Source organism: Flavobacterium sp. KKT103 (assembly GCF_055640565.1).
Genome location: NZ_CM145766.1, coordinates 2,889,655 through 2,909,953 on the forward strand (window position 1 = coordinate 2,889,655; position 20,299 = coordinate 2,909,953).

The 20,299-nt window shown below is 34.7% G+C and carries 21 protein-coding genes; 9 read left to right on the top strand and 12 right to left on the bottom strand.

From position 1 onward, the window contains the following. Positions 1-490: 490 nt before the first annotated feature. The gene (locus tag ACZ2G0_RS12440; protein ID WP_470307853.1) at positions 491-1,090 is read right to left on the bottom strand and encodes an REP-associated tyrosine transposase; all 600 of its coding nucleotides are present in this window, start codon (positions 1,088-1,090) and stop codon (positions 491-493) included. A 374-nt stretch (positions 1,091-1,464) separates the two neighbouring features. Between ACZ2G0_RS12440 and ACZ2G0_RS12445 the strand changes: the two genes are divergently transcribed. Continuing rightward, positions 1,465-1,533 (top strand): hypothetical protein, encoded by a 69-nt coding sequence (locus ACZ2G0_RS12445; RefSeq protein ID WP_470309847.1) that lies wholly within the window; start codon positions 1,465-1,467, stop codon positions 1,531-1,533. 183 nt (positions 1,534-1,716) lie between these two features. Here the strand turns inward: ACZ2G0_RS12445 and ACZ2G0_RS12450 are convergent, their stop codons facing one another. From ACZ2G0_RS12450 to ACZ2G0_RS12490, 9 genes are all read right to left on the bottom strand, one after another. Next, the gene (locus ACZ2G0_RS12450; RefSeq protein ID WP_173857027.1) at positions 1,717-2,328 is read right to left on the bottom strand and encodes a short chain dehydrogenase; all 612 of its coding nucleotides are present in this window, start codon (positions 2,326-2,328) and stop codon (positions 1,717-1,719) included. 67 nt (positions 2,329-2,395) lie between these two features. Continuing rightward, positions 2,396-2,959, bottom strand: coding sequence for a Crp/Fnr family transcriptional regulator (locus ACZ2G0_RS12455; RefSeq protein ID WP_470307854.1), 564 nt, complete (start codon positions 2,957-2,959; stop codon positions 2,396-2,398). Between the two features lie 668 nt (positions 2,960-3,627). Then, positions 3,628-4,968 carry a DUF3526 domain-containing protein gene (locus ACZ2G0_RS12460; RefSeq protein WP_470307855.1) on the bottom strand — a complete coding sequence of 447 codons (1,341 nt, stop codon included), beginning with the start codon at positions 4,966-4,968 and terminating at the stop codon, positions 3,628-3,630. After that, positions 4,969-6,408, bottom strand: a complete 1,440-nt coding sequence (locus tag ACZ2G0_RS12465; protein WP_470307856.1) for a DUF3526 domain-containing protein — start codon at positions 6,406-6,408, stop codon at positions 4,969-4,971. A 2-nt stretch (positions 6,409-6,410) separates the two neighbouring features. Continuing rightward, positions 6,411-8,897 (bottom strand): TonB-dependent siderophore receptor, encoded by a 2,487-nt coding sequence (locus ACZ2G0_RS12470; RefSeq protein ID WP_470307857.1) that lies wholly within the window; start codon positions 8,895-8,897, stop codon positions 6,411-6,413. Positions 8,898-8,900: 3 nt separating this feature from the next. Next, positions 8,901-9,590 carry an ABC transporter ATP-binding protein gene (locus ACZ2G0_RS12475; RefSeq protein ID WP_470307858.1) on the bottom strand — a complete coding sequence of 230 codons (690 nt, stop codon included), beginning with the start codon at positions 9,588-9,590 and terminating at the stop codon, positions 8,901-8,903. A 250-nt stretch (positions 9,591-9,840) separates the two neighbouring features. Beyond that, the gene (locus ACZ2G0_RS12480; RefSeq protein ID WP_470307859.1) at positions 9,841-10,143 is read right to left on the bottom strand and encodes a hypothetical protein; all 303 of its coding nucleotides are present in this window, start codon (positions 10,141-10,143) and stop codon (positions 9,841-9,843) included. A 47-nt stretch (positions 10,144-10,190) separates the two neighbouring features. Next, positions 10,191-10,361: a hypothetical protein gene (locus ACZ2G0_RS12485; protein WP_470307860.1), complete on the bottom strand. Its 171-nt coding sequence runs from the start codon at positions 10,359-10,361 to the stop codon at positions 10,191-10,193. Positions 10,362-10,428: 67 nt separating this feature from the next. Continuing rightward, positions 10,429-10,992: a Crp/Fnr family transcriptional regulator gene (locus ACZ2G0_RS12490; protein ID WP_470307861.1), complete on the bottom strand. Its 564-nt coding sequence runs from the start codon at positions 10,990-10,992 to the stop codon at positions 10,429-10,431. Positions 10,993-11,670: 678 nt separating this feature from the next. Between ACZ2G0_RS12490 and ACZ2G0_RS12495 the strand changes: the two genes are divergently transcribed. From ACZ2G0_RS12495 to arsM, 7 genes are all read left to right on the top strand, one after another. Beyond that, on the top strand, positions 11,671-12,297 hold the full coding sequence (locus ACZ2G0_RS12495) for a TlpA family protein disulfide reductase (RefSeq protein WP_470307862.1): 627 nt from the start codon (positions 11,671-11,673) through the stop codon (positions 12,295-12,297). Positions 12,298-12,773: 476 nt separating this feature from the next. Beyond that, a complete protein-coding gene (locus tag ACZ2G0_RS12500) occupies positions 12,774-13,109 on the top strand; it encodes an arsenosugar biosynthesis-associated peroxidase-like protein (protein WP_470307863.1) in 336 nt (111 codons plus the stop codon). Positions 13,110-13,201: 92 nt separating this feature from the next. Further along, a complete protein-coding gene (gene arsS / locus ACZ2G0_RS12505) occupies positions 13,202-14,254 on the top strand; it encodes an arsenosugar biosynthesis radical SAM (seleno)protein ArsS (protein ID WP_470307864.1) in 1,053 nt (350 codons plus the stop codon). A gap of 7 nt (positions 14,255-14,261) precedes the next feature. After that, positions 14,262-14,945: a TIGR04282 family arsenosugar biosynthesis glycosyltransferase gene (locus tag ACZ2G0_RS12510; RefSeq protein ID WP_470307865.1), complete on the top strand. Its 684-nt coding sequence runs from the start codon at positions 14,262-14,264 to the stop codon at positions 14,943-14,945. A gap of 387 nt (positions 14,946-15,332) precedes the next feature. Then, positions 15,333-15,935 (top strand): TIGR04282 family arsenosugar biosynthesis glycosyltransferase, encoded by a 603-nt coding sequence (locus ACZ2G0_RS12515; protein WP_470307866.1) that lies wholly within the window; start codon positions 15,333-15,335, stop codon positions 15,933-15,935. After that, positions 15,935-16,750: a purine-nucleoside phosphorylase gene (locus ACZ2G0_RS12520; protein WP_470307867.1), complete on the top strand. Its 816-nt coding sequence runs from the start codon at positions 15,935-15,937 to the stop codon at positions 16,748-16,750. The genes ACZ2G0_RS12515 and ACZ2G0_RS12520 overlap by 1 nt, the downstream gene beginning before the upstream one ends. Positions 16,751-16,778: 28 nt before the next feature. After that, a complete protein-coding gene (gene arsM / locus ACZ2G0_RS12525) occupies positions 16,779-17,747 on the top strand; it encodes an arsenosugar biosynthesis arsenite methyltransferase ArsM (protein ID WP_300284709.1) in 969 nt (322 codons plus the stop codon). A gap of 160 nt (positions 17,748-17,907) precedes the next feature. Here arsM and ACZ2G0_RS12530 read toward each other — a convergent pair whose 3' ends face one another. Together ACZ2G0_RS12530 and ACZ2G0_RS12535 are read right to left on the bottom strand one after the other, a co-directional pair. Further along, positions 17,908-18,594 carry an SIMPL domain-containing protein gene (locus tag ACZ2G0_RS12530; RefSeq protein WP_470307868.1) on the bottom strand — a complete coding sequence of 229 codons (687 nt, stop codon included), beginning with the start codon at positions 18,592-18,594 and terminating at the stop codon, positions 17,908-17,910. 50 nt (positions 18,595-18,644) lie between these two features. Continuing rightward, the gene (locus tag ACZ2G0_RS12535; protein WP_470307869.1) at positions 18,645-19,283 is read right to left on the bottom strand and encodes a rhomboid family intramembrane serine protease; all 639 of its coding nucleotides are present in this window, start codon (positions 19,281-19,283) and stop codon (positions 18,645-18,647) included. A gap of 111 nt (positions 19,284-19,394) precedes the next feature. Between ACZ2G0_RS12535 and ACZ2G0_RS12540 the strand changes: the two genes are divergently transcribed. Beyond that, positions 19,395-20,267: a lysophospholipid acyltransferase family protein gene (locus tag ACZ2G0_RS12540; RefSeq protein WP_300286571.1), complete on the top strand. Its 873-nt coding sequence runs from the start codon at positions 19,395-19,397 to the stop codon at positions 20,265-20,267. Positions 20,268-20,299 lie beyond the last annotated feature (32 nt).

Genomic DNA, 20,299 nt, shown 5'->3' on the forward strand with positions numbered 1-20,299 from the left:
GCTGCGCAAATGTCTCCGACTTTGCGCCCATTCCTATTGACAATTACAATAGCCAATAATCATTATATTTTGTAAATGACCAGTTGTAAACTAAAATTCACAATTCAATTTTAAAACGACAATTCTATCGGGAACGCTGAGCAAATGTCTCCGACTTTGCCCCGCTCCGCAAAGTATAATTCCCAATTCTATTTTCAAATAACAATTGCATCGCTATCGCTACGCAAATGTTTGCGACTTCGTACCCCGCTCCGCAAAGTATAATTCCTAATTCAATTTTCAAACTGTAACTACATCGTGAACGCTGCGCAAATGTCTCCGACTTTGCGCCCATTCCTATTGACAATTACAATAGCCAATAATCATTATATTTTGTAAATGACCAGTTGTAAACTAAAATTCACAATTCAATTTTCAAACTGTAACTACATCGTGAACGCTGCGCAAATGTCTCCGACTTTGCGCCCATTCCTATTGACAATTGCAGTAGCTAATACTTATTATATTTTGTAAATGACCAAGATTTCAAAACATCGACTATAGGATTGTCCATTTTTTCTATCTGAACTAAACCACTATCATATACATAATTACTAGCGCTCGAATAAATATAATCTGAGGCGCTTTCTACAACTCCTGCTCGAACAGGATTCATGTGTATGTAGTCTAATTTTGACCACATAAATTTAGCCGTATAAATCTCCTCAGCATGATTACCGTATTGCCAAAACTGATAATTCTTATTACGGGAATGACTCTGGGTCGCTAGTTTGAATCGTTCTAGCATCCATTCGCGCCTGCTTTCTGGCTCAGTTTGAATTTGTTCTAAAATAATCTTGGCTGTAAATTTTTTAAAATCACGTAATAGATCCGATAACGTACCATCACTTGATTGAATAACTAAATGAATATGATTGCTCATAATTACATAGCCATATACAATCATACCCTTGTTTTTGACGCAAAAATTAAGGCAATCAATCACATTGTCTCTGTAAATTTTTCTAGAAAAAACATCAACCCAATCTACAACAGTTGCTGTAATAAAATGTGCTTTGGTTTGGTCTCTTATTACATAGCCTTCTTTCATTGCTTTTTATTGAAAATTAATAAGCAATTTACAGATTTTAAAAATACCGTACTTAATTTTTAATTCGCTTTGTTGTTCATTATTGTGGGCGCAAAGTCAGAGACATTTGCGCAGCGAGTTATTTGGTTACAGGTGGTACCGTAAGTTATTTGTTTTTTGTTAATGATGAAACTAGAAAGAAAATAGGAACTTTTCCAAAAGGTTTAGCAGATATAAGTATTCAAGGGAATACGCTATATGCTCCAATTCTTTTCAGTGATAAAATTGAATCTTTTTCATTGCCAAAAGACCTTAGTACAAGTAAAATTGTTGATGAGAAATAACAAAATGGAACTATCAAACCTAACATTTATAAAACTTTTGCTTTCGAAGATATGGCAAATGCACATAGAGAGGTAGAATTAGGAAGAACTGTTGGAAAAGTGATTGTCACTTTGGGATAGTTCGCATTGTCCATTAGAAAATTGCAGTATTATTGATCGAAAGCCTCTCTATAATTATAGTTAGAGTACAAAGTATGATTGCTTTTGATTATAAAAATCAGCTGAATTAATTCTGAAATTGAAAGAAAACATAAAATGGCGTTTGGATAACTATCAAACGCCTTTTTCTATTTTCAATATTGCTTAATAAGCATCAACAAAAAGTACTTGACCAGTGATGAAACCATCAACTGAACGCTCAAAAGCTTTTCCTACTAATCTACCAGGAACAGGTTCAAATCCAGGCATCATTTCACCATATACATCCCAAGCTTCTTCTAGAACCGTTGGATTTATAGAGTTGATACGAATACCACGAGGCATTTCAAAAGCAACACATTTTACAAAAGTATCTATTGCACCACTTGTAGTTGCATCGGCAATTGCAAACGGAATTGGTTTTGTATTTAAAATCCCTGTAATTAGCGTGAACGAACCTTTATCAGCAATATATTCTTGACCTATACGTACAAGATTAATTTGCCCCATCATTTTGCTCATAATGGTAGTCATCCATTGTTCTTCGGTCATTTCAGTGAAATTAGCATATTCACAAACTCCAACAGTATTTACTACGGCGTCAAAATGGCCTACATCTTTGTATAATTTTCTTAATGATTCCTCACTTGTGATGTCTACTTGAAAATCGTAGTCAGCAGCCGAACGTCCTGCAGTGATTACTTTATGTTTTCCTAAGCCGCTTAATGCTGCTTGACCCATTTTTCCGTTTGCTCCAATTAAGATTATCGTTTTCATATATTTTTTGTTTTAAAATTATATGCAAATTTATGAAGGACGTAAAGAGTAGGACTAGGACATTTGTCTAATAAGTAATATTGGCCCTAATGCGGCTTAGATGCCTTTGGGTAATTCCTAAATAGGATGCAATGTGTTGCAAAGGTATTTCTTGTATCAATTTGGGTTGCTTGTTTAATAAATCTAAGTAACGTTGCTGTGCCTTATCTTTTTGATGGTTGAAAATCCAACTCTCAAGATCAACATACTCTTTTTCTGCAATGATTCTTAAAAACTCCAACCATTTGGTATTTGACTTGGCTAACTCTTCCAACTTCCTTTTTGGGATCGAAATAATCTCAGAATCGGAAATAGCTTGCAAGTTTTCCTGAGATTTGTTTCCAGATATAAATGACGAGTACGCCATTAGTAAACTATTTTGAAAAGTAAAACAATAGGTAATTTGGTCGTCAGCATTCGAATAATAAAATGACCGAAAAATCCCCGACACCACATAAGATAGATTGTCGCAAATTTCGTCTTGTTGCAAGAAAAAATCATTCTTTTTTATCGTTTTGTATTCACAAAGCGCTAAGAATTGTGTTATTTCTTGACTGGTAAATAGATTAAATCTTTGTAGATACTCTTCCATTTTAAGCCTTGTTTTTATTGTTTTTTCCCCAATCGAATGTAAAAGTGTTGTTGACTCTCTTTTCAATTTGTGCAGAATTTAGCAAAATCCATCAAACCACCTCCTTTTAATTCAATTTTTGGGATCGAAAAGGCCAAAAATCTATTGCTTATAAGCTTTGCCTTCACTCGGATATGAATGACTGTAGTTTCAGCGGTTCGTTAGCGCAGAATTGTATTCTGTGCCCGCAAACTAAATCCGTTACTAGACCACAGAAAGCACCAATATTATTCCTTTAAAATCAAATTTACACCTCAATAAAAAGCAACCCACCGTTCGTGATTGCCGCGCTCCTAGCAATAACCTTGATTACGTATGCTCGTTGTGTACGCGTGCGTGCCATTCTTGCAGAATGACAAACTGGTTGGATTTACTTTGCGTTTCGTGGGGTGCATTAAAGCGCCAAAGCTTATATGATCTTATATTTCTTAAATGGTTTATAATTCTCAAAGGAGATAAAAATTTAAATGGCTTAAAAAAGCCTACCCATATAGCGCGGCTAATAATCTTTTAAGTTTTAATATGGAACGTAATACAAACTATGTTAGCATAATCAAATACATATTTAATGTGAAAATGGAGCTTTTGGTACCAGTGTGAATACATGGTCCAAAAGCCCCATTTTTCATTTATAATTTCCTGAGATTTAAAACCCCAAACGCACTAATAATTAATGTTATGAGAAGGGTTGGCAACATTAAATACATCCAGTCAAAATGGGGCTTAGTGGAGTAGAATTTTGCCTCGTACTTGGTCCAATCTACTGTATCAGCCGATTGTGCATCAAAGATTTTTGTATAAAGACTCAATCGTAAATCTTCATGGAAGACTGCTAGTGCATTTAAGAATTCTAAATGACTAATCATATCGGTTCCTGCTAAGGTATTAAAGCTTAATTGTGCATGCATTGTGGGGATGAGAAGCGCTATTTTTTCGCTAACTGTATTACGCGACATAATCTTATCGGTCATCTCTTCACTAGTATCTTTTGCCGCAAGATCACCCATGTATTGCATACCATAATACCAAATCCAACTGAATTTATCTTCGGGAACGGGGTAGCTTTTAAACTGTGGGTATTTTTCTAAGAAGCCAACCATTGTGGCATTTTTTTCTAAATCCCATTTTTCATGGTAACCATCACGCTGTTCGACCATAGCCTCTAATGCTTCTGGAACTTGGTATTTGTTCAGCACATAATTATTTACAATTGCTGGAAATAAAATCGTTAACAAAACCCATACAGACAATAGGGCAAGAGCATTAAAACTTGAACTTTTTAACAGTGTTACCATCCAAAAGCACAGAGCGCTCCAAAACAATAAGTACGCGATGCTTTGAAGAAATAGGGCCCAAAAGTTCTGATTTAAAGGTATTTGTAGCACTAAAATCGCAATAACCAACAGCGTAATCAACAAAACAAGTACGAACAAAATCCTAATGAGTAATTTTTTAAATAAAAATCCAGACTTGTTAGCCGTTTGCGATGCTAAGATTCGCCATGTTCCCAGTTCTTTTTCCTCAGAGTACAGGTTAAAAGTCAAGGCAATCAAGACCAACGGAAATAAATAAATGATAACAAAACCTAAATCTAAATTACCAGACATTAACAAAGATGGGTTTTCAAAATCAGCGTCGTATTTTTGACCTTCAAGAGCTCTAATAGTAACGGCTTGAAGTGACGGATTAACGTCACTCTGGCCAATGGAAATGGCACTAATATTTATTGGCTCCTTGATTAGTGTAAAACGAAGATAATAAAGTAGTAAACCTAAATCTTCACCGTGATGTGCTACATTATTTTTAATACTTTCTTCCTGAAATTTTTGTGCTGCTACAATATTTTTTTCTTGTTTGATTAAATATTGCTTACCAATTAAAATACTAATAACACCAACGCTCATTAATAAAATAAGGCTCACCAAGAAAATATTCGATCTAAAAAACGATTTGAATAATAATTTATACATTTACATAGCTTTTAAGTTAGTAGATAATTTTAGAAGTCCGAACATGGCCAAGACAGTCCACAGTAGGAGCGCTATTATCGATATGAATTCGTTAATGAAGACAGTTTGCACACTCAAAGACGCATATTGAAATGGCTTTGTATCTTTCCAGTATTTACTAGAAAGCGTGTTGGGACCCTCTTTTCCTTCATTCGGAATGTAATCCATTTGCAACTTGTTCATTTCTTGAGTGACTTTATAACGGTATGCTTCTGCTTCGCCTTTAAAATGTAAAAAAGAGTTGAAATCGGTGCCAGAAAAACCCATTGATAAATTTTTAATTGCTGTGTAAGGATTTATAAAAGCAGAAAAACGTTCTAAATTATTTTGCTTGCCGTATACTTTATACAAAGCATCTTGATGCTTTTTATAGACTTTTGAACTTAAAGCTTCTCCTTTTGACATAACAAATCCAGCGTAGTTAAAGGGTAAATCAGCCACGTCGTCCACTTTATTTGCGATAAGTACTGAATCTTTTAAAGCTTTAAAATGAGCATCATTAGGGTTGTGACTGTCACCTAATCGTATTAAATCATGTTCCACCGCTGTTTCCATTTCTATTTTAGATGGGGTAGGATAAAAATAGTATCCCATAGCCTGTAGCGATTTTGGCACAATAATTACAAACAACAACCAGATTCCTAAAAGTTTGACTAGAGCTGTTTTTGCAGTAGCACTAAAAGCGGAAACTACTATTGTAATTGCACTTAAAATAGTAAAATATAGAAAATAGGATAGGAATAGGACAGCGTATCGAAGTATACCACTACTGTCAAACTTTCCCTGTGCATCAGTACTGATTAAAAGCCCTAAAACAATAAAAACAGCTAAAAGAAAGAGGATTGATAAACTTAATAATCCCAACCATTTACCTAATACTATCTCTTTTCTACTGATTCCTTGTCCTATTAATAATTTTAGTGTTCCATCTTCGCGTTCTTGAGCAATGGATGCATAGCCTAAATAGAATAGTAATAGCGGTACAATTACCTTTAATAGCATGGCCAAACTAACTTCTCCAAAGCGTAAAAGCCCAGTAGACATGCTAGCTTCAGAGAAATTGACGGTGTTTTGTTTATGTGCTTCTAAAAAGATAGCATTACCCACAAAGTTTTCTAAACCTAAATCAAAAGTGCTAAGAATATGTTTTATTCTAAAGGCAAAAGATCCATAGTGAGACATGCGGTGCGGGTGCTTATCTGGATTGTTTTCCCAACTTTCCTGTACTTCATGCTGGATTTTTTCTCGAATGAGATTTTGATCATGATAATTTTCCCAACTACTATATGAGGCAAAAGCAATTAAAAATAGCATTAAAGAGGAGGCAACTAGCATCACTTTAGACCTAAAGGCATCCTTCCAAACTTGCTGTGCTAATAAATAAATAACAGTAGTTCTCATAACTAGAATTTGTAAGTGACATTTAATAAAACATTTCTTGGCGTTCCAGGGGATAAACGATACGTATTTAATGCACCTAACCAATACGTTCTATTCAATAGATTATTTCCTTTTAAAGTAATTTGAACGCCTGATCTTTTTGGTTTATAATAAATAGCGCCATCAAAAACAGTGTAGTCAGGAAGTAGTAAACGATCAGCATACCACGAATATTTGTCACCACTATATTGCATACCAAAACCCAAACCGAAATTCTCTAATAGATTGTTTTTAAAATCGTATTTCGCCCATAAGTTAGCACTGTGTTTTGGTGTACCTCCAACGCGTAGACCAATTAAAGAAGCATCATCATCGGCAACAATGACTGCATCTGTAAAAGAATAGGAAGCAACCACTTGAAGATTTGAAGTTATATAACCCGAAAAATCGGTTTCAAATCCCTTGCTTCGTTGTTTTCCTCTTGTTGTAAGACTCTCCACATCAAAAGTGTCTCCTATTAAGATATTCTTTTGTGTAATATCAAACAGGGCAAAATTCATCACTAATTTTCCATTGAAAAACGCTCCTTTTGCTCCAAATTCTTTCAAACTACTTTCTAATGGAGCAAATTCACCTGGCGAACCTGACCAGAAGAAACCCTCTGTTGCTGGCGATAATGATACTGTGTTGGTTTGCGGTTGAAACCCTTCTAAATAGGTAGAATAAATGCTAATATTATTGGTTACTTCATAGGTTAAACCAAAACGAGGAATAAGGATGTGATTTGTAAATTCTTGTTCGTTGTTTTCATAATCATATATATCTTTAAACCATTCATACCTTAAATTTATCAAAGCTGAAAATTTCCCTATTTTAAATTGATCTTGAAAATAAATGGCACTTGATGTAGATAGATTTGCAGGAATTGTAAAGTCAGAAATAATATAATCATCAGTGGCTCTAGCGTTAGAATTTGGATTTTTTAAATCAAAGTGGGGCACATTAGGAACCGGTACAGTGACACCGTTTACCTCCATTGTTTGAAATTGATCTGCAGTAGCAACAGTAAAGTTAGCAGCAGAGCCGTCTAGTTTTAAATAGCGTCTGGCAGAATTTTGTTTTCCGCCCGTTGTTCTTTCCCAACGCGTACCATCAAAACCGACCAAAAATTTGTTAGTTATTTTTTTTCCAATGACATCAAAATTTAAAAAGGCACTAAAATTGTCTGTTTTCCAAAACTGCTCGCGTTCTACATAACGCATGGCAGCTAATGTTGGAATTTTATTACCATCGATGTCTACCGCAGCAGTATTTTCTGTTCTATGCTCGGCCAAATCTTCTGCCCAAGTTTGCTTCATGTAGGTAGCGTTGAATCCCAGATTGTCTGTAATTTTCTTGCTAAAGTTGGTAGTTAGGATAAACTCTTTCGATTTAAAATAATCATTAGATGCTCCTACATTTAAAGATATAGGTGTGCTTTTTAGGTCAAAATTCCCATTTAGATTACCAAAAATAGGCTGCCCTCTATCTAAGTTTCCTACGCCATTACTATAAATCATTTCTACATTTAAAGCGGTAGTTTTGTTAGGGATGTAACTAAATGATGGTGTAATCAAGAAAGCGTTATTTTGGACCAAATCTCTAAACGAATTCGCATCTTGAAAAGCGGCATTAAAACGGTATAGTAACGTTTTAGATTCGTTTAATGGTCCCGTGAAATCTGCAGTTGCGCGCAGGGTTCCATAACTACCTGTAGCTAGTGATAGCTCACTACGTTTTTCAAACAATGGCTTTTTTGTTACCATATTTACGGTTCCGCCAGGATCAGCACTCGAAAAAGTAACTGATGATGGTCCTTTTATCACCTCGACGCGTTCAATGTGTGCCGTGATAGGCTGCAGAAAATAATATTGTCGCGTACGCATACCATTTACAATTTGGCCATCTTCTGTTTGCGTAATTCCTCGAATACTAAAATGGTTGTACTGTCCGGTTGCTGTGACATTACTAACTGTTTTTACTGCATCAGATAATTGAAACGCTTGCCTATCGGCTATTAATTCTTTGGTTACAGAGGTTATGGCCTGCGGTAGTTCTCTATTTTTAATAGCTACTTTGGTGGCCGAAAAAGAATAGTCGCTATTGTAGTCTTTTCGCACTCTACCTACAACCTCTACAGATTGTAATTGTTCTAAATTTTCTTCTAGCAGTAAAGTACCTAAATCGTATTTATTAACTTGATTAAAAGTTTTTTGTAGCATTACATCTGTCATCCCTACATGTCGTATTTGTATTTTGTAAGTTCCTGTAGAAGCAATTGATAGGATAAAGCTACCATTTTCCTGAGTGTTGGTTCCATTTAATTTGTTTGACTCTTTATCTAAGCAAGAAATAGTAGCTCCAGAGATGGCTTGTCCCTGAGTATTGATAAGTTTTCCAGTAATTTCAATTTGTGCAAATGCTGCTTGAATACCGAAAAAAGTCAGTAGGAGTATAAAATAATTTTTCATTTTTTAAATAGTGTCTAAGTAAAGTTGATTTAATTCATTGGCATTTATTTCGCTCGCTTTAATTTGCTGAGCAAGTACCCCTTCTTTCATGATTCCGATAGTGGTGCCTAGCTCAACAGCGTTAAAAATATCGTGCGTTGCCATAAAAATCACCTTGCCCATACTGGCAAGTTCTTTACATATTTTAGTAAACTCTGCTGTAGCCTTTGGATCCAATCCTGATGTGGGTTCGTCCATAAAAATCACTTCAGCATTTTTAGCAAGTGCAATAGCAATACCTACTTTCTGGCGCATCCCTTTTGAGTAGGTAGCTAATCTCTTGTGTTGTGCATCGGCCTGAAGTCCAGTTTTAGATAAGAAAGCTTCTAGATCGACTGTAGTATAGCTAAACCCAGCTAATCGACTGAAGAAATTCAAGTTTTCAATGCCGCTAAGGTTGCCGTATAATTGCACAGTTTCAGGAATGTAGGCTGTTAGTTGATTAGTGTTGTCTACGCCAACTTCCTTATCACCAATAAAAGCTTGGCCGCCATCCTTTTTAATGAAGCCTAAAAATATATTTATTGTTGTTGTTTTTCCAGCTCCATTTTGTCCTAGTAAACAGAATATTTCTCCTTTAGAAACTTCAAAAGAAACTGATTTTAAGGCGCTTTTACCATTGTAAGCCTTGGTTATATTGATTGCTTTAAGCATAAGTATTGTATAATTAATATCTGTAAATAGTTAATATTATTGTAAATACACGAGTGGTGTACACAATAAATTGTAGCCGCAATTGTGTAGAAGAATCTACTGTTGAGAGTGTGAAGACCGTTTTATGGTAACTAGTAAGTATAGCATTATTAACCTACTGAGCTTAAAAATTAACTAAAGCTACAGAGGCAAAAACGCATAAATTGGACATAGCTGTGGTATAAGTAAGCTAAAATCATTTAAAAACGGACTATAGGAATTGTGGAGGTGGTCTAGTAAAGAGGAAGTTGTCGAGATGCTGGTTGTTATAAACAACGTAAACTGTATTGGTAGATTGTTCCTTTACAGTAGGGAAAGATTCAAATTGAGGAAAATCAATAGCCTTTGTTTGTAGAAGCGGAGTAAAATTGGCCGCAGTTACAATATCACAAATTTGACAGTGCTCAATATCAGTATCATTTGACTCGTGACTGAGCGCATGCAAGCCCGCCACTTTGAATAATAGAATCAAAGTGATAAAAAGAGTGACTATAAAATGCTTTAAATTTTTCATCTCAATGGCCAAAATTAACCATTTTTATAGAAAAACATAATACTTAATTAATAATTAAATTTTATTGTGTTTTTCAAAGATGCCATACTTGTGATGTCTACTTGAAAATCGTAATCAGCAGCCGAACGTCCTGCAGTGATTACTTTATGTTTTCCTAAGCCGCTTAATGCTGCTTGTCCCATTTTTCCGTTTGCTCCAATTAAGATTATCGTTTTCATATATTTTTTGTTTTAAAATTATATGCAAATTTATGAAGGACGTAAAGAGTAGGACTAGGACATTTGTCTAATAAGTAATATTGGCCCTAATGCGGCTTAGATGCCTTTGGGTAATTCCTAAATAGGAAGCAATGTGATGCAAAGGTATTTCTTGTATTAATTTGGGTTGCTTGTTCAATAAATCTAAATAACGTTGCTGTGCCTTATCTTTTTGATGGTTGAAAATCCAACTCTCAAGATCAACATACTCTTTTTCTGCAATGATTCTTAAAAATTCCAACCATTTGGTATTTGACTTGGCTAACTCTTCCAACTTCCTTTTTGGGATCGAAATAATCTCAGAATCAGAAATAGCTTGCAAGTTTTCCTGAGATTTGTTTCCAGATATAAACGACGAGTACGCCATTAGTAAACTATTTTGAAAAGTAAAACAATAGGTAATTTGGTCGTCAGCATTCGAATAATAAAATGACCGAAAAATCCCCGACACCACATAAGATAGATTGTCGCAAATTTCGTCTTGTTGCAAGAAAAAATCATTCTTTTTTATCGTTTTGTATTCACAAAACGCTAAGAATTGTGTTATTTCTTGACTGGTAAATAGATTAAATTTTTGTAGATACTCTTCCATTTTAAGCCTTGTTTTTATTGTTTTTTCCCCAATCGAATGTAAAAGTGTTGTTGACTCTCTTTTCAATTTGTGCACAATTTAGCAAAATCCATCAAACCACCTCCTTTTAATTCAATTTTTGGGATCGAAAAGGCCAAAAATCTATTGCTTATAAGCTTTGCCTTCACTCGGATATGAATGACTGTAGTTTCAGCGGTTCGTTAGCGCAGAATTGTATTCTGTGCCCGCAAACTAAATCCGTTACTAGACCACAGAAAGCACCAATATTATTCCTTTAAAATCAAATTTACACCTCAATAAAAAACAACCCACCGTTCGTGATTGCCGCGCTCCTAGCAATGACCTTGATTACGAATGATCGTTGCAAATGCGTGAGTGCCATTCTTGCAGAATGACAAACTAGGTGGGCTTGCTCAGGTGTTGGATTAGGTCATTTTGCTTATTAATTAATATTTTTTTAGGTGGCATGAAATGGTAGGCAACCATCAGCCATAATTTTTTATAATAGCATAAATGCAATATCAAAAAGCTGCCGCATTTCACATTTTGATTTAATTACCTTTGGGTTAGAGTTACGTTAATTTTTTGCATAAAGTAAATCCAAGTTGATACCTTTAGCTTTAATTCATTTAGTTTGGTGGCAAATTCACAGTACACCAAAACAAAACATATAAATCAATGATCGAAAATAGCAACCAAGAGAATAAAACAAGTGGATTACTTAATTTAAAAATGATTAAAAAACACCTTTCGACAATTCTATTTGTAGTTCTAATGGCAGTGCTCCTATTTAGTCCTGATGCAAAATCTTTTCTGATTAAGCAATTGATGTTTACTGGACTTTTCGATGCTGAAATTTCATCTATTAATTCCACAGACAATGCGGTCCGCAATCATTTTGATTTTAGAGATTATGAAGGCAATAAAATGAATACTGCAGACCTAAAAGGGAAAGTACTATTTATCAACTTTTGGGCTTCTTGGTGCCCACCATGCATTGCTGAATTTCCTTCTATTGAAAAATTGTACTCTAAATACAAATCAAATGAGGACATCGTATTTTTAATGATTAACATGGACGACCATATTGAAATTGGAAAGCAGTTTTTAGACAAAAAAAAATACTCTTTACCTATTTTTCAAGCTACATCTCAGTTGCCAAAAGAAATTTATTCTGGTGCCTTACCTACGACAGTAGTTGTAGACAAAAACGGAATAGTAAGGATGCACCATCAAGGATTTGCTGACTACGGAGGAGAAAAATTTAATCTTCAAATAAAACAATTAATCGAAGACTATTTATAATTTATTTTTAAAATACTACTCCAACTTACAAAAATGATAAATAAACTATATTATTTGTAGTTATTTTTATTTCGCTAAAAACAGTGATAAACTCCTATCATTACACTAACTATAGGGCAGCTGCATTTCTAAGTTCTTTTTCTATTGCTGTAAAGTCCTTTCGTTTTTATTCTAATACAGCAGGCAATTCAGCGCTAATTAGAATAATTATCCTCTGTTTTTCTAATCCAAAACCAACTACAGCTCGTATGTAAAACAATTGTTAAGGTTAGGTAAACGAATACTTTAAAATAATTATTGAAATCAAAAATATCAAAAAAACAGTATCTTAGTTGCGTAATGGTGACGCCGCATTGAAATCATTTTAGCATTATGGGAGTTAGCACCGGCTTAAAAAGTACCCTATTTTTCAATTGCAGTTAACCATTGAAATTAACAATAAGTAAAAAATCTAGTTATATCATAAAAAAATAAAAATGGAAAAAACATATTACGACCCAGCAGATTTAAAAAAATTTGGTAAAATAGTGGAATGGAGTGAAGATTTAGGAAATAGTTTCTTTGAATACTACGGTAAAGTTTTCCAAGAAGGAAGCCTTTCTGCACGCGAAAAATCACTTATTGCGTTAGCTGTTTCTCATGCCGTTCAATGTCCGTATTGCATTGATGCTTACACCGGTGACGGTTTAAAAAGAGGAATTACTAAAGAAGAAATGATGGAAGCAGTTCATGTTACTGCCGCTATAAAAGGAGGTGCTGCTTTAGTACATGGAGTACAAATGATGAACAAATACAACAAACTATCCATGTAGTTTTTTCGTATATAGATTTACTAGTTGTTTTTTGCGTTAATAAACGGCGCAAAAAAGTGAGTTCAAAACTAAAATTGAAAAATTAAAACACTATGTTAAAATCGCTTCAGGCTACTGATAGCCCTTTATCTAATACTGAAAAACAGTTAGACATATTATCAAACGGAATTTTTAAAGATGGTTCTTTAGATACGTTTGCTGCCAAAATAAAAAAAACAAATCAATTCCCTCTTCGTCCCAAGAAAATTGAAATCCTACAAATTAATGTGGGTTATATGTGTAACCAAGTGTGTGCACACTGTCACGTAGATGCAGGTCCTGATCGAAAAGAAATAATGACTATTGAAACCATGCAACAGATACTTGATGTTTTAAAAACGACTGAGGTCACTACTTTAGACTTAACTGGTGGTGCTCCTGAGATGAACCCTAATTTTAGATGGTTCGTTGAAGAAGCCTTTAAAATTGGAGTTAAAGATTTTATTGTTCGTTCCAACCTAACTATTATTAGAGCGAATAAAAAATATTACGACTTGCCTGAGTTTTTTAAAAAATACAATATTCACGTCGTTAGTTCTATGCCGCACTGGACAAAAGGTAAAACGGATATTCAAAGAGGTGACGGTGTTTTTGATAAATCAATTAAAGCTTTACAAGAATTAAACGCCGTAGGATATGGAATGCCAGGAAGTAGTCTAAAATTAGACTTGGTTTACAATCCATCAGGTGCCTTCTTACCTGGTGACCAGTTTTCGTTAGAAAAAGACTTTAAAAAAGCGTTAAAAGAAGATTTTGATATTCAATTTCATAATCTTTTTGCCATTACTAATTTACCTATTTCTCGATTTTTAGATTACCTAATCGCTTCAGACAATTACGAAGATTATATGTATTCGCTAGTGGAAGCTTATAATCCTGCCGCCGTTGCTAATGTAATGTGTACCAACACGGTATCGGTAAGTTGGGACGGTTGGTTGTATGATTGTGATTTTAATCAAATGTTGGATTTAAAAGTAGCATCGAAATCGAAGCATATTTCTAGTTTTAATGAAGCCGAATTGACAGATCGAAATATTATCGTTTCGCAACATTGCTATGGCTGTACTGCGGGAGCTGGAAGTAGTTGTCAAGGAGTTGTAGCTTAATATTTATATGATAGATTCAAAAACAGCGATATTACTATTTGCCTACTCTGCCGAGCATGAGGCAACTGTAAAACCGTTTTTTCATTCGAAAGAAGTTTTTGAGTCATTAAACCAACGTATGTTAGCCTTAGCTAAAAAAAGTAAATTGCCTTATTTTATTATTTCCGAAAAAGAACAAATAGGAAACACGTTTGGCGAACGCTTTACAAATGCTATACAAGCTATTTACGATTTAAAATACGATTCTGTAATTGCTATTGGTAATGACTCGCCCAAGCTAACACAGCATCACATTAGCAATGCGTACCAAAAATTGGTAACAAATGACCTTGTGATAGGTTCATCAGTTGATGGTGGTTTTTACCTTTTAGGAATCAAAAAGCAACATTTTGATGAACAGCTATTTTTGAATTTACCTTGGCAAAGCCAAAATTTAAACGGAGCATTATTGAAGTTATGCAAGGTCAATGGCTTTAAAACTTGCTATTTAGAGCGACTTCGGGACCTTGATTCAATTGAAGATCTCAAAATACTTTTCTGCAACTTTAAAGCAGTTTATCAAAAGTTATTTCAATTATTCCTACTTATTCTATCACAAGCCCGAGCAGTACGAGCTGCTTTAGAACAACCTACATCCTATTTATTTCATTCTGAATATTCCAACAAAGGCTCTCCCTGCTTGGCGATCTAACTCGTTACTATTTCTGATTTCAACAATAGAAACAGTGGTGTAATAACAATTCAAGAATATCTAAACTAGCTAATTCTATTGGGTATAACCTATTCAGAAACTAGGATGGATAGCACAGTAATCGATATGTAATAAAAGCGCCCTCAATTCATTTTCATGCGAGGTTTATTTACCTGAATGCTCTTAGTTATAAATTAATGACAGATTATGAATTTGCTTTTAACACAGAATGTGGTTGGACTTGGCTTCAAAAATAGGGAGAAGTATTCTGTTTTTTTGTAAAGACAACTTGTTCTTAATTACATAATAAAGACTTAAGAAAATAAACTGTGCACGCAATGAAATAAATAGAATTGCATAGGCAAGGACAACAAATACAATTGTAAGATGAACAAAAATTTAATTCTGATATTTACTCGCAACCCGGAACTAGGTAAGGTCAAAACTCGTTTGGCGGCTACCATAGGCGATGAAAATGCTTTAGAAATTTACATACAACTATTAGAACATACTAAAAAAGTAGCTTTAGAAACATCCTATGACCGACAAGTTTTATATTCCGTTGCGATTAATCATGACGACATGTGGGAGGCAACTGCTTTTCAGAAAAAATTGCAGGTTGGAGCAGATTTAGGGGAAAGAATGCACAACGCTTTTCAAGGTGGATTTGATGCTGGTTACGAGAAAATTGTCATTATTGGTTCCGATTTAATTGCGCTGGAAAGTGCTGATATTGATAAGGCGATGCAAAAACTAGACCATAATGATGTTGTTATAGGTCCTGCCGAAGACGGTGGTTACTACCTACTTGGAATGAAAAATATTCCTGATAATATATTTAAGAACAAAGAATGGGGAACGGATACTGTTTTAAAAGATACCTTGCTGGATATAGCCAGTTTAAACTACCATTTACTTGAAGAAAAAAATGATATAGATACTTACGAAGACATAAAAAACATTCCTTTTTTTAACAAATACACCAACTAATGACAGAAGAAACAATACATACAACCGTAGCTTTTTTACAAGAAGAAGGATTTACTAACCCACAAGTTGGGATCGTTCTAGGTACAGGATTAGGACAATTAGTCGACCATTTAGAGCTAGAAGTAGCCGTTAATTACAGTGATATTCCCAACTTTCCCGTTTCAACGGTAGAATTTCATTCGGGGAAATTGCTATATGGAACTTTAGAAGGAAAAAAGACAATCATCATGCAAGGGCGTTTTCATTTGTATGAAGGCTATACGCTACAAGAAATTACGTTTCCAGTTCGTGTTTTAAAAGCACTTGGAATTACTAGTTTATTAGTTTCTAATGCAGCAGGCGCTATTAATTTATCCTATAAAAAAGGTGATTTAATGTTATTAGATGATCACATCAATCTACAAGGAGGTTCTCCCCTAGCGTTCAAAAATGTTTCGGATTTTGGCGAGCGTTTCACGGATATGTGCGCTCCTTATGATGCTGTTTTAAACGATAAAATGTTGGCAATAGCCAAAGCAAATGCTATTACTTTACACAAAGGAATTTATGCCTCAGTAGTAGGACCACAATTAGAAACGAGAGCGGAATACCGTTATTTAAAAATTATTGGAGCAGACGCTGTAGGAATGAGTACGGTGCCAGAGGTGATTGTAGCCAATCATTTACAACTTCCAGTAATCGCGGTCTCTGTCCTTACTGACGAATGTGATCCTGAAAACTTAAAACCGGTTAATATTCCCGAGATTATCGCTATTGCTGGCGAAGCAGAACCAAAAATGATTATCCTATTCAAGGCTTTAGTAAGCCAACTATAACAATATATTAATTTAAAAAACCAAAAAAATGAGCTATTTAGATGCAACAAACGATTTGTACAAAAATGCAGCCTTAACTCCCGATGTTGGATTGTGCTGTACCACTACTCCAATCTGGAAATTCCCAGGTTTGGAAATACCTATGATCATGCAAGAAATGAACTACGGTTGCGGAAGTACAATCTCAGCACAAGATCTAATCAACAACCCTAAAGTACTATATGTAGGTGTTGGTGGTGGAATGGAATTATTACAATTTGCATACTTCTCTCGTCAAAAAGGAGGTGTTGTAGGTGTGGATGTAGTGGATGAAATGTTAGAAGCTTCACGCAAAAACTTCTTAGTTGCCGAAGAGCAAAATGAATGGTTCAAAAGCGAATTTGTCGAACTGAAAAAAGGAGATGCGCTTAACTTGCCTATCGAAAATGAAAGTATTGATATTGCTGCTCAAAACTGCTTGTTCAACATTTTTAAAACCGAAGATTTAAAAAAGGCATTGCAAGAAATGTACCGCGTTTTAAAACCAGGTGGACGCTTAGTAATGAGTGATCCTACTTGTGAGCAAGAAATGAACGAAGCCTTGCGTAATGATGATCACTTGCGTGCACTTTGCTTAAGCGGAAGTATTCCAATTGCGGATTATATAAAAGCGTTAACCGATGTAGGTTTTGGTACTATTGAAATTAGAGGACGTCGTCCGTACCGAATTTTAGATACCGAAAATTATCCTACAGACGAACTAATCTTTATTGAAAGTATCGAAGTTTGTGCTATTAAAGATGCTATGCCAGCTGATGGTCCTTGCGTCTTTACAGGAAAAGCGGCTATTTACTACGGTAAAGAAACTTTTTTTGATGATAAAAACGGTCATACTTTATTAAAAAACCAACCATTAGCTGTTTGCGATAAAACTGCTGCTGCTCTGGCTGCTTTAAACAGAAGTGACATTTATATTAGCGAAAGTACCTACCACTATAACGGTGGCGGATGTTGCTAAAATAAAAATAGAATTTAATAATCAACCCTCTACTAACTAGTTTATTGGAGGGTTTTTCTTTGCTACAAATTGCTGTAGTACACAAAAACCGTACTTCATCACATAAAAAAAACTCACTGTCTAGTGACAATGAGTTTCTGTTTTTATTGTTTTACAATTGTTATTCTAAGACAAAACTAACACTAACGTTAGCCACAATATTGATTTCACCAACAGCTAGGGTTTCCTTAGGAGCATCGTCGTTACTCTTGGTCATACGCATTTCTGCATACATAGGTTGCGGATAATACGTTTGTGAATTGTCAGATATGGTCAAGGCCTTACCGACTTTCTGCCCTAAAACCGATACGTAGTCATTTGCTTTTTGTTTAGCATCTTTCATTGCCATTTTTCTCGCTTCGGACTGGTATTCTTCTAATTTTGAAGACTGAAAAACGACATTGTCTACTTTATTGATGCCTTCATCTACAAGACCTTCCATTAACTCATCATATTTGGATAAATCTCTTAGCAGAATTTCGATGGTTTGCGTAGCATTATACGTAGTTTTCTTTTTTTCATAATCATAAATCGGATTCAATGAAACGCGCTTCGTTTTATAATCGGCAGGAGCCAAATTCATTTTTTTAATCAATTTCAACACTAAGTCGATTTGCTTATCATTTTGCCTTTTTACGTCCTTAGCATTATTCCCTTTGGTATCTACTGTTGCAGTAATAGTGGCTTGATCCGGAACCACTTTAATTTTACCTTCACCGTTAACATTGATTTGGGGAATTTGTTTTACCTCTTGACCGTATGAAACTGCCATTATCAATAGCGAGAGAACTAATAGTGCTTTTTTCATTTTCTGTACTTTTTTAATAGTTTTAAACTATGTATTCAAAAGCTGTGCCACTAAATTTTACCCATTTTCGCCATAATAAATAATACGACTATTGGGAACGTTAGTAACAAAACCATCATTGTGTTATCTACTAATAAATGCGGGCTGGTAGCCAAAGTTATGATGTAACCACCAATAGCACCACCAAAATGAGCCGTGTGACCGATGTTATCATTTTTAGCTTTCATTCCGTAAATCGAATACAATAAATACAGAATACCAAAAACGTAAGCAGGCATTGGAATAATAAAGAAGATTCCAAGCATCATGTCCGGTTGCAAAAGTATGGCCGAATAGAGAACGCCTGTCACGGCACCTGATGCTCCAATAGCTCGATAGTTGTAATCATTTTTGTGGAAAACAATCGTTAGTAAACTTCCAAAAATCAAACTTCCGAAATAAATAATTAAAAACGAAATACTTCCTAGGTAAGCGATTACGACAGGAGCAAAAAAATACAAAGTAATCATATTAAAAATCAAATGTCCAAAATCAGCATGCAGAAAGCCCGATGATAAAATTCGGATTTGATCTCCTGCTCGTACGCTTCCCATATGAAATTCGTATTTTCTGAAAAAAGAAATATCATTAAAACCTTTATAGCTAACGAGCACATTGGCAACTATAATCGCAATCAAAATAGTATTCATACATTTAATTTACTGTGAAATGTAAAGGTAGTAATTCTGTTTGTTATCTTTTAGGAGTAGCAGCCTTTAATGCGCTAATCAATTTTGGCTTATCTTTGTAAAAAATTCAGAATGCAATTTATTGTTTACCTATTAGTCTATCCTTTTCTGTGGATAATTTCAATATTACCCTTCCGAATATTGTATGCTGTATCCGACTGCTTGTACTTTTTAATCTACACCGTATTTGGTTATCGTAAAAAAGTAGTTCGGAATAATTTGGCCATGACCTTACCACATCTTACTGAAAAGGAACGACTTGAAGTAGAAAAAAAGTCGTATCACCATTTTTGTGATCTATTTTTAGAAATGGTAAAAACAATGAGTATTTCATCAAAAGAAATCAATAAACGATTTGTCATTACTAATTTAGACTTAGTACAAGAGTACGAGTTAAAAGGCAAAAGTATTATGCTGCTGGTTTCGCATTATGCGAGTTGGGAATGGTTAGTGGTGTTGAACAAAAAAGTTCGCTTTCAAGGAGTTGCTGTCTATAAAAAAGTCAACAATAAATATTTTGATCGACTGGTAAAAAAAATACGATCGAAGTACAATACAACCTTGGTGGTAAACAACGAGACCATTCCTTTAATTGCTAATAACCAAAGAAACCAAATCCTGTCGATTTATGGTATTCCTAGCGATCAATCTCCTATGTTACATAAAGTATTTTATGATGACCGTTTTATGGGAATCCGCGTGCCTGTGCATACTGGGGCAGAAACATTAGCTAAAAAATACAATTTAAATGTGCTTTACGCCAAAGTGACTAAGGTAAAAAGAGGTTTTTATGAATGTACTTTAGTCCCGATTAGTGATGATTCAAAATCAGTTCCTAATTATGAACTTACCACTAAATACCTAAGGGCAATCGAACAGCAAATCCTAGAGGCTCCAGAATATTATTTTTGGACCCATCGACGATGGAAACACCGATTAGACTAGCAGCAGGAATTAAAAAATATTCTATTTAGGTC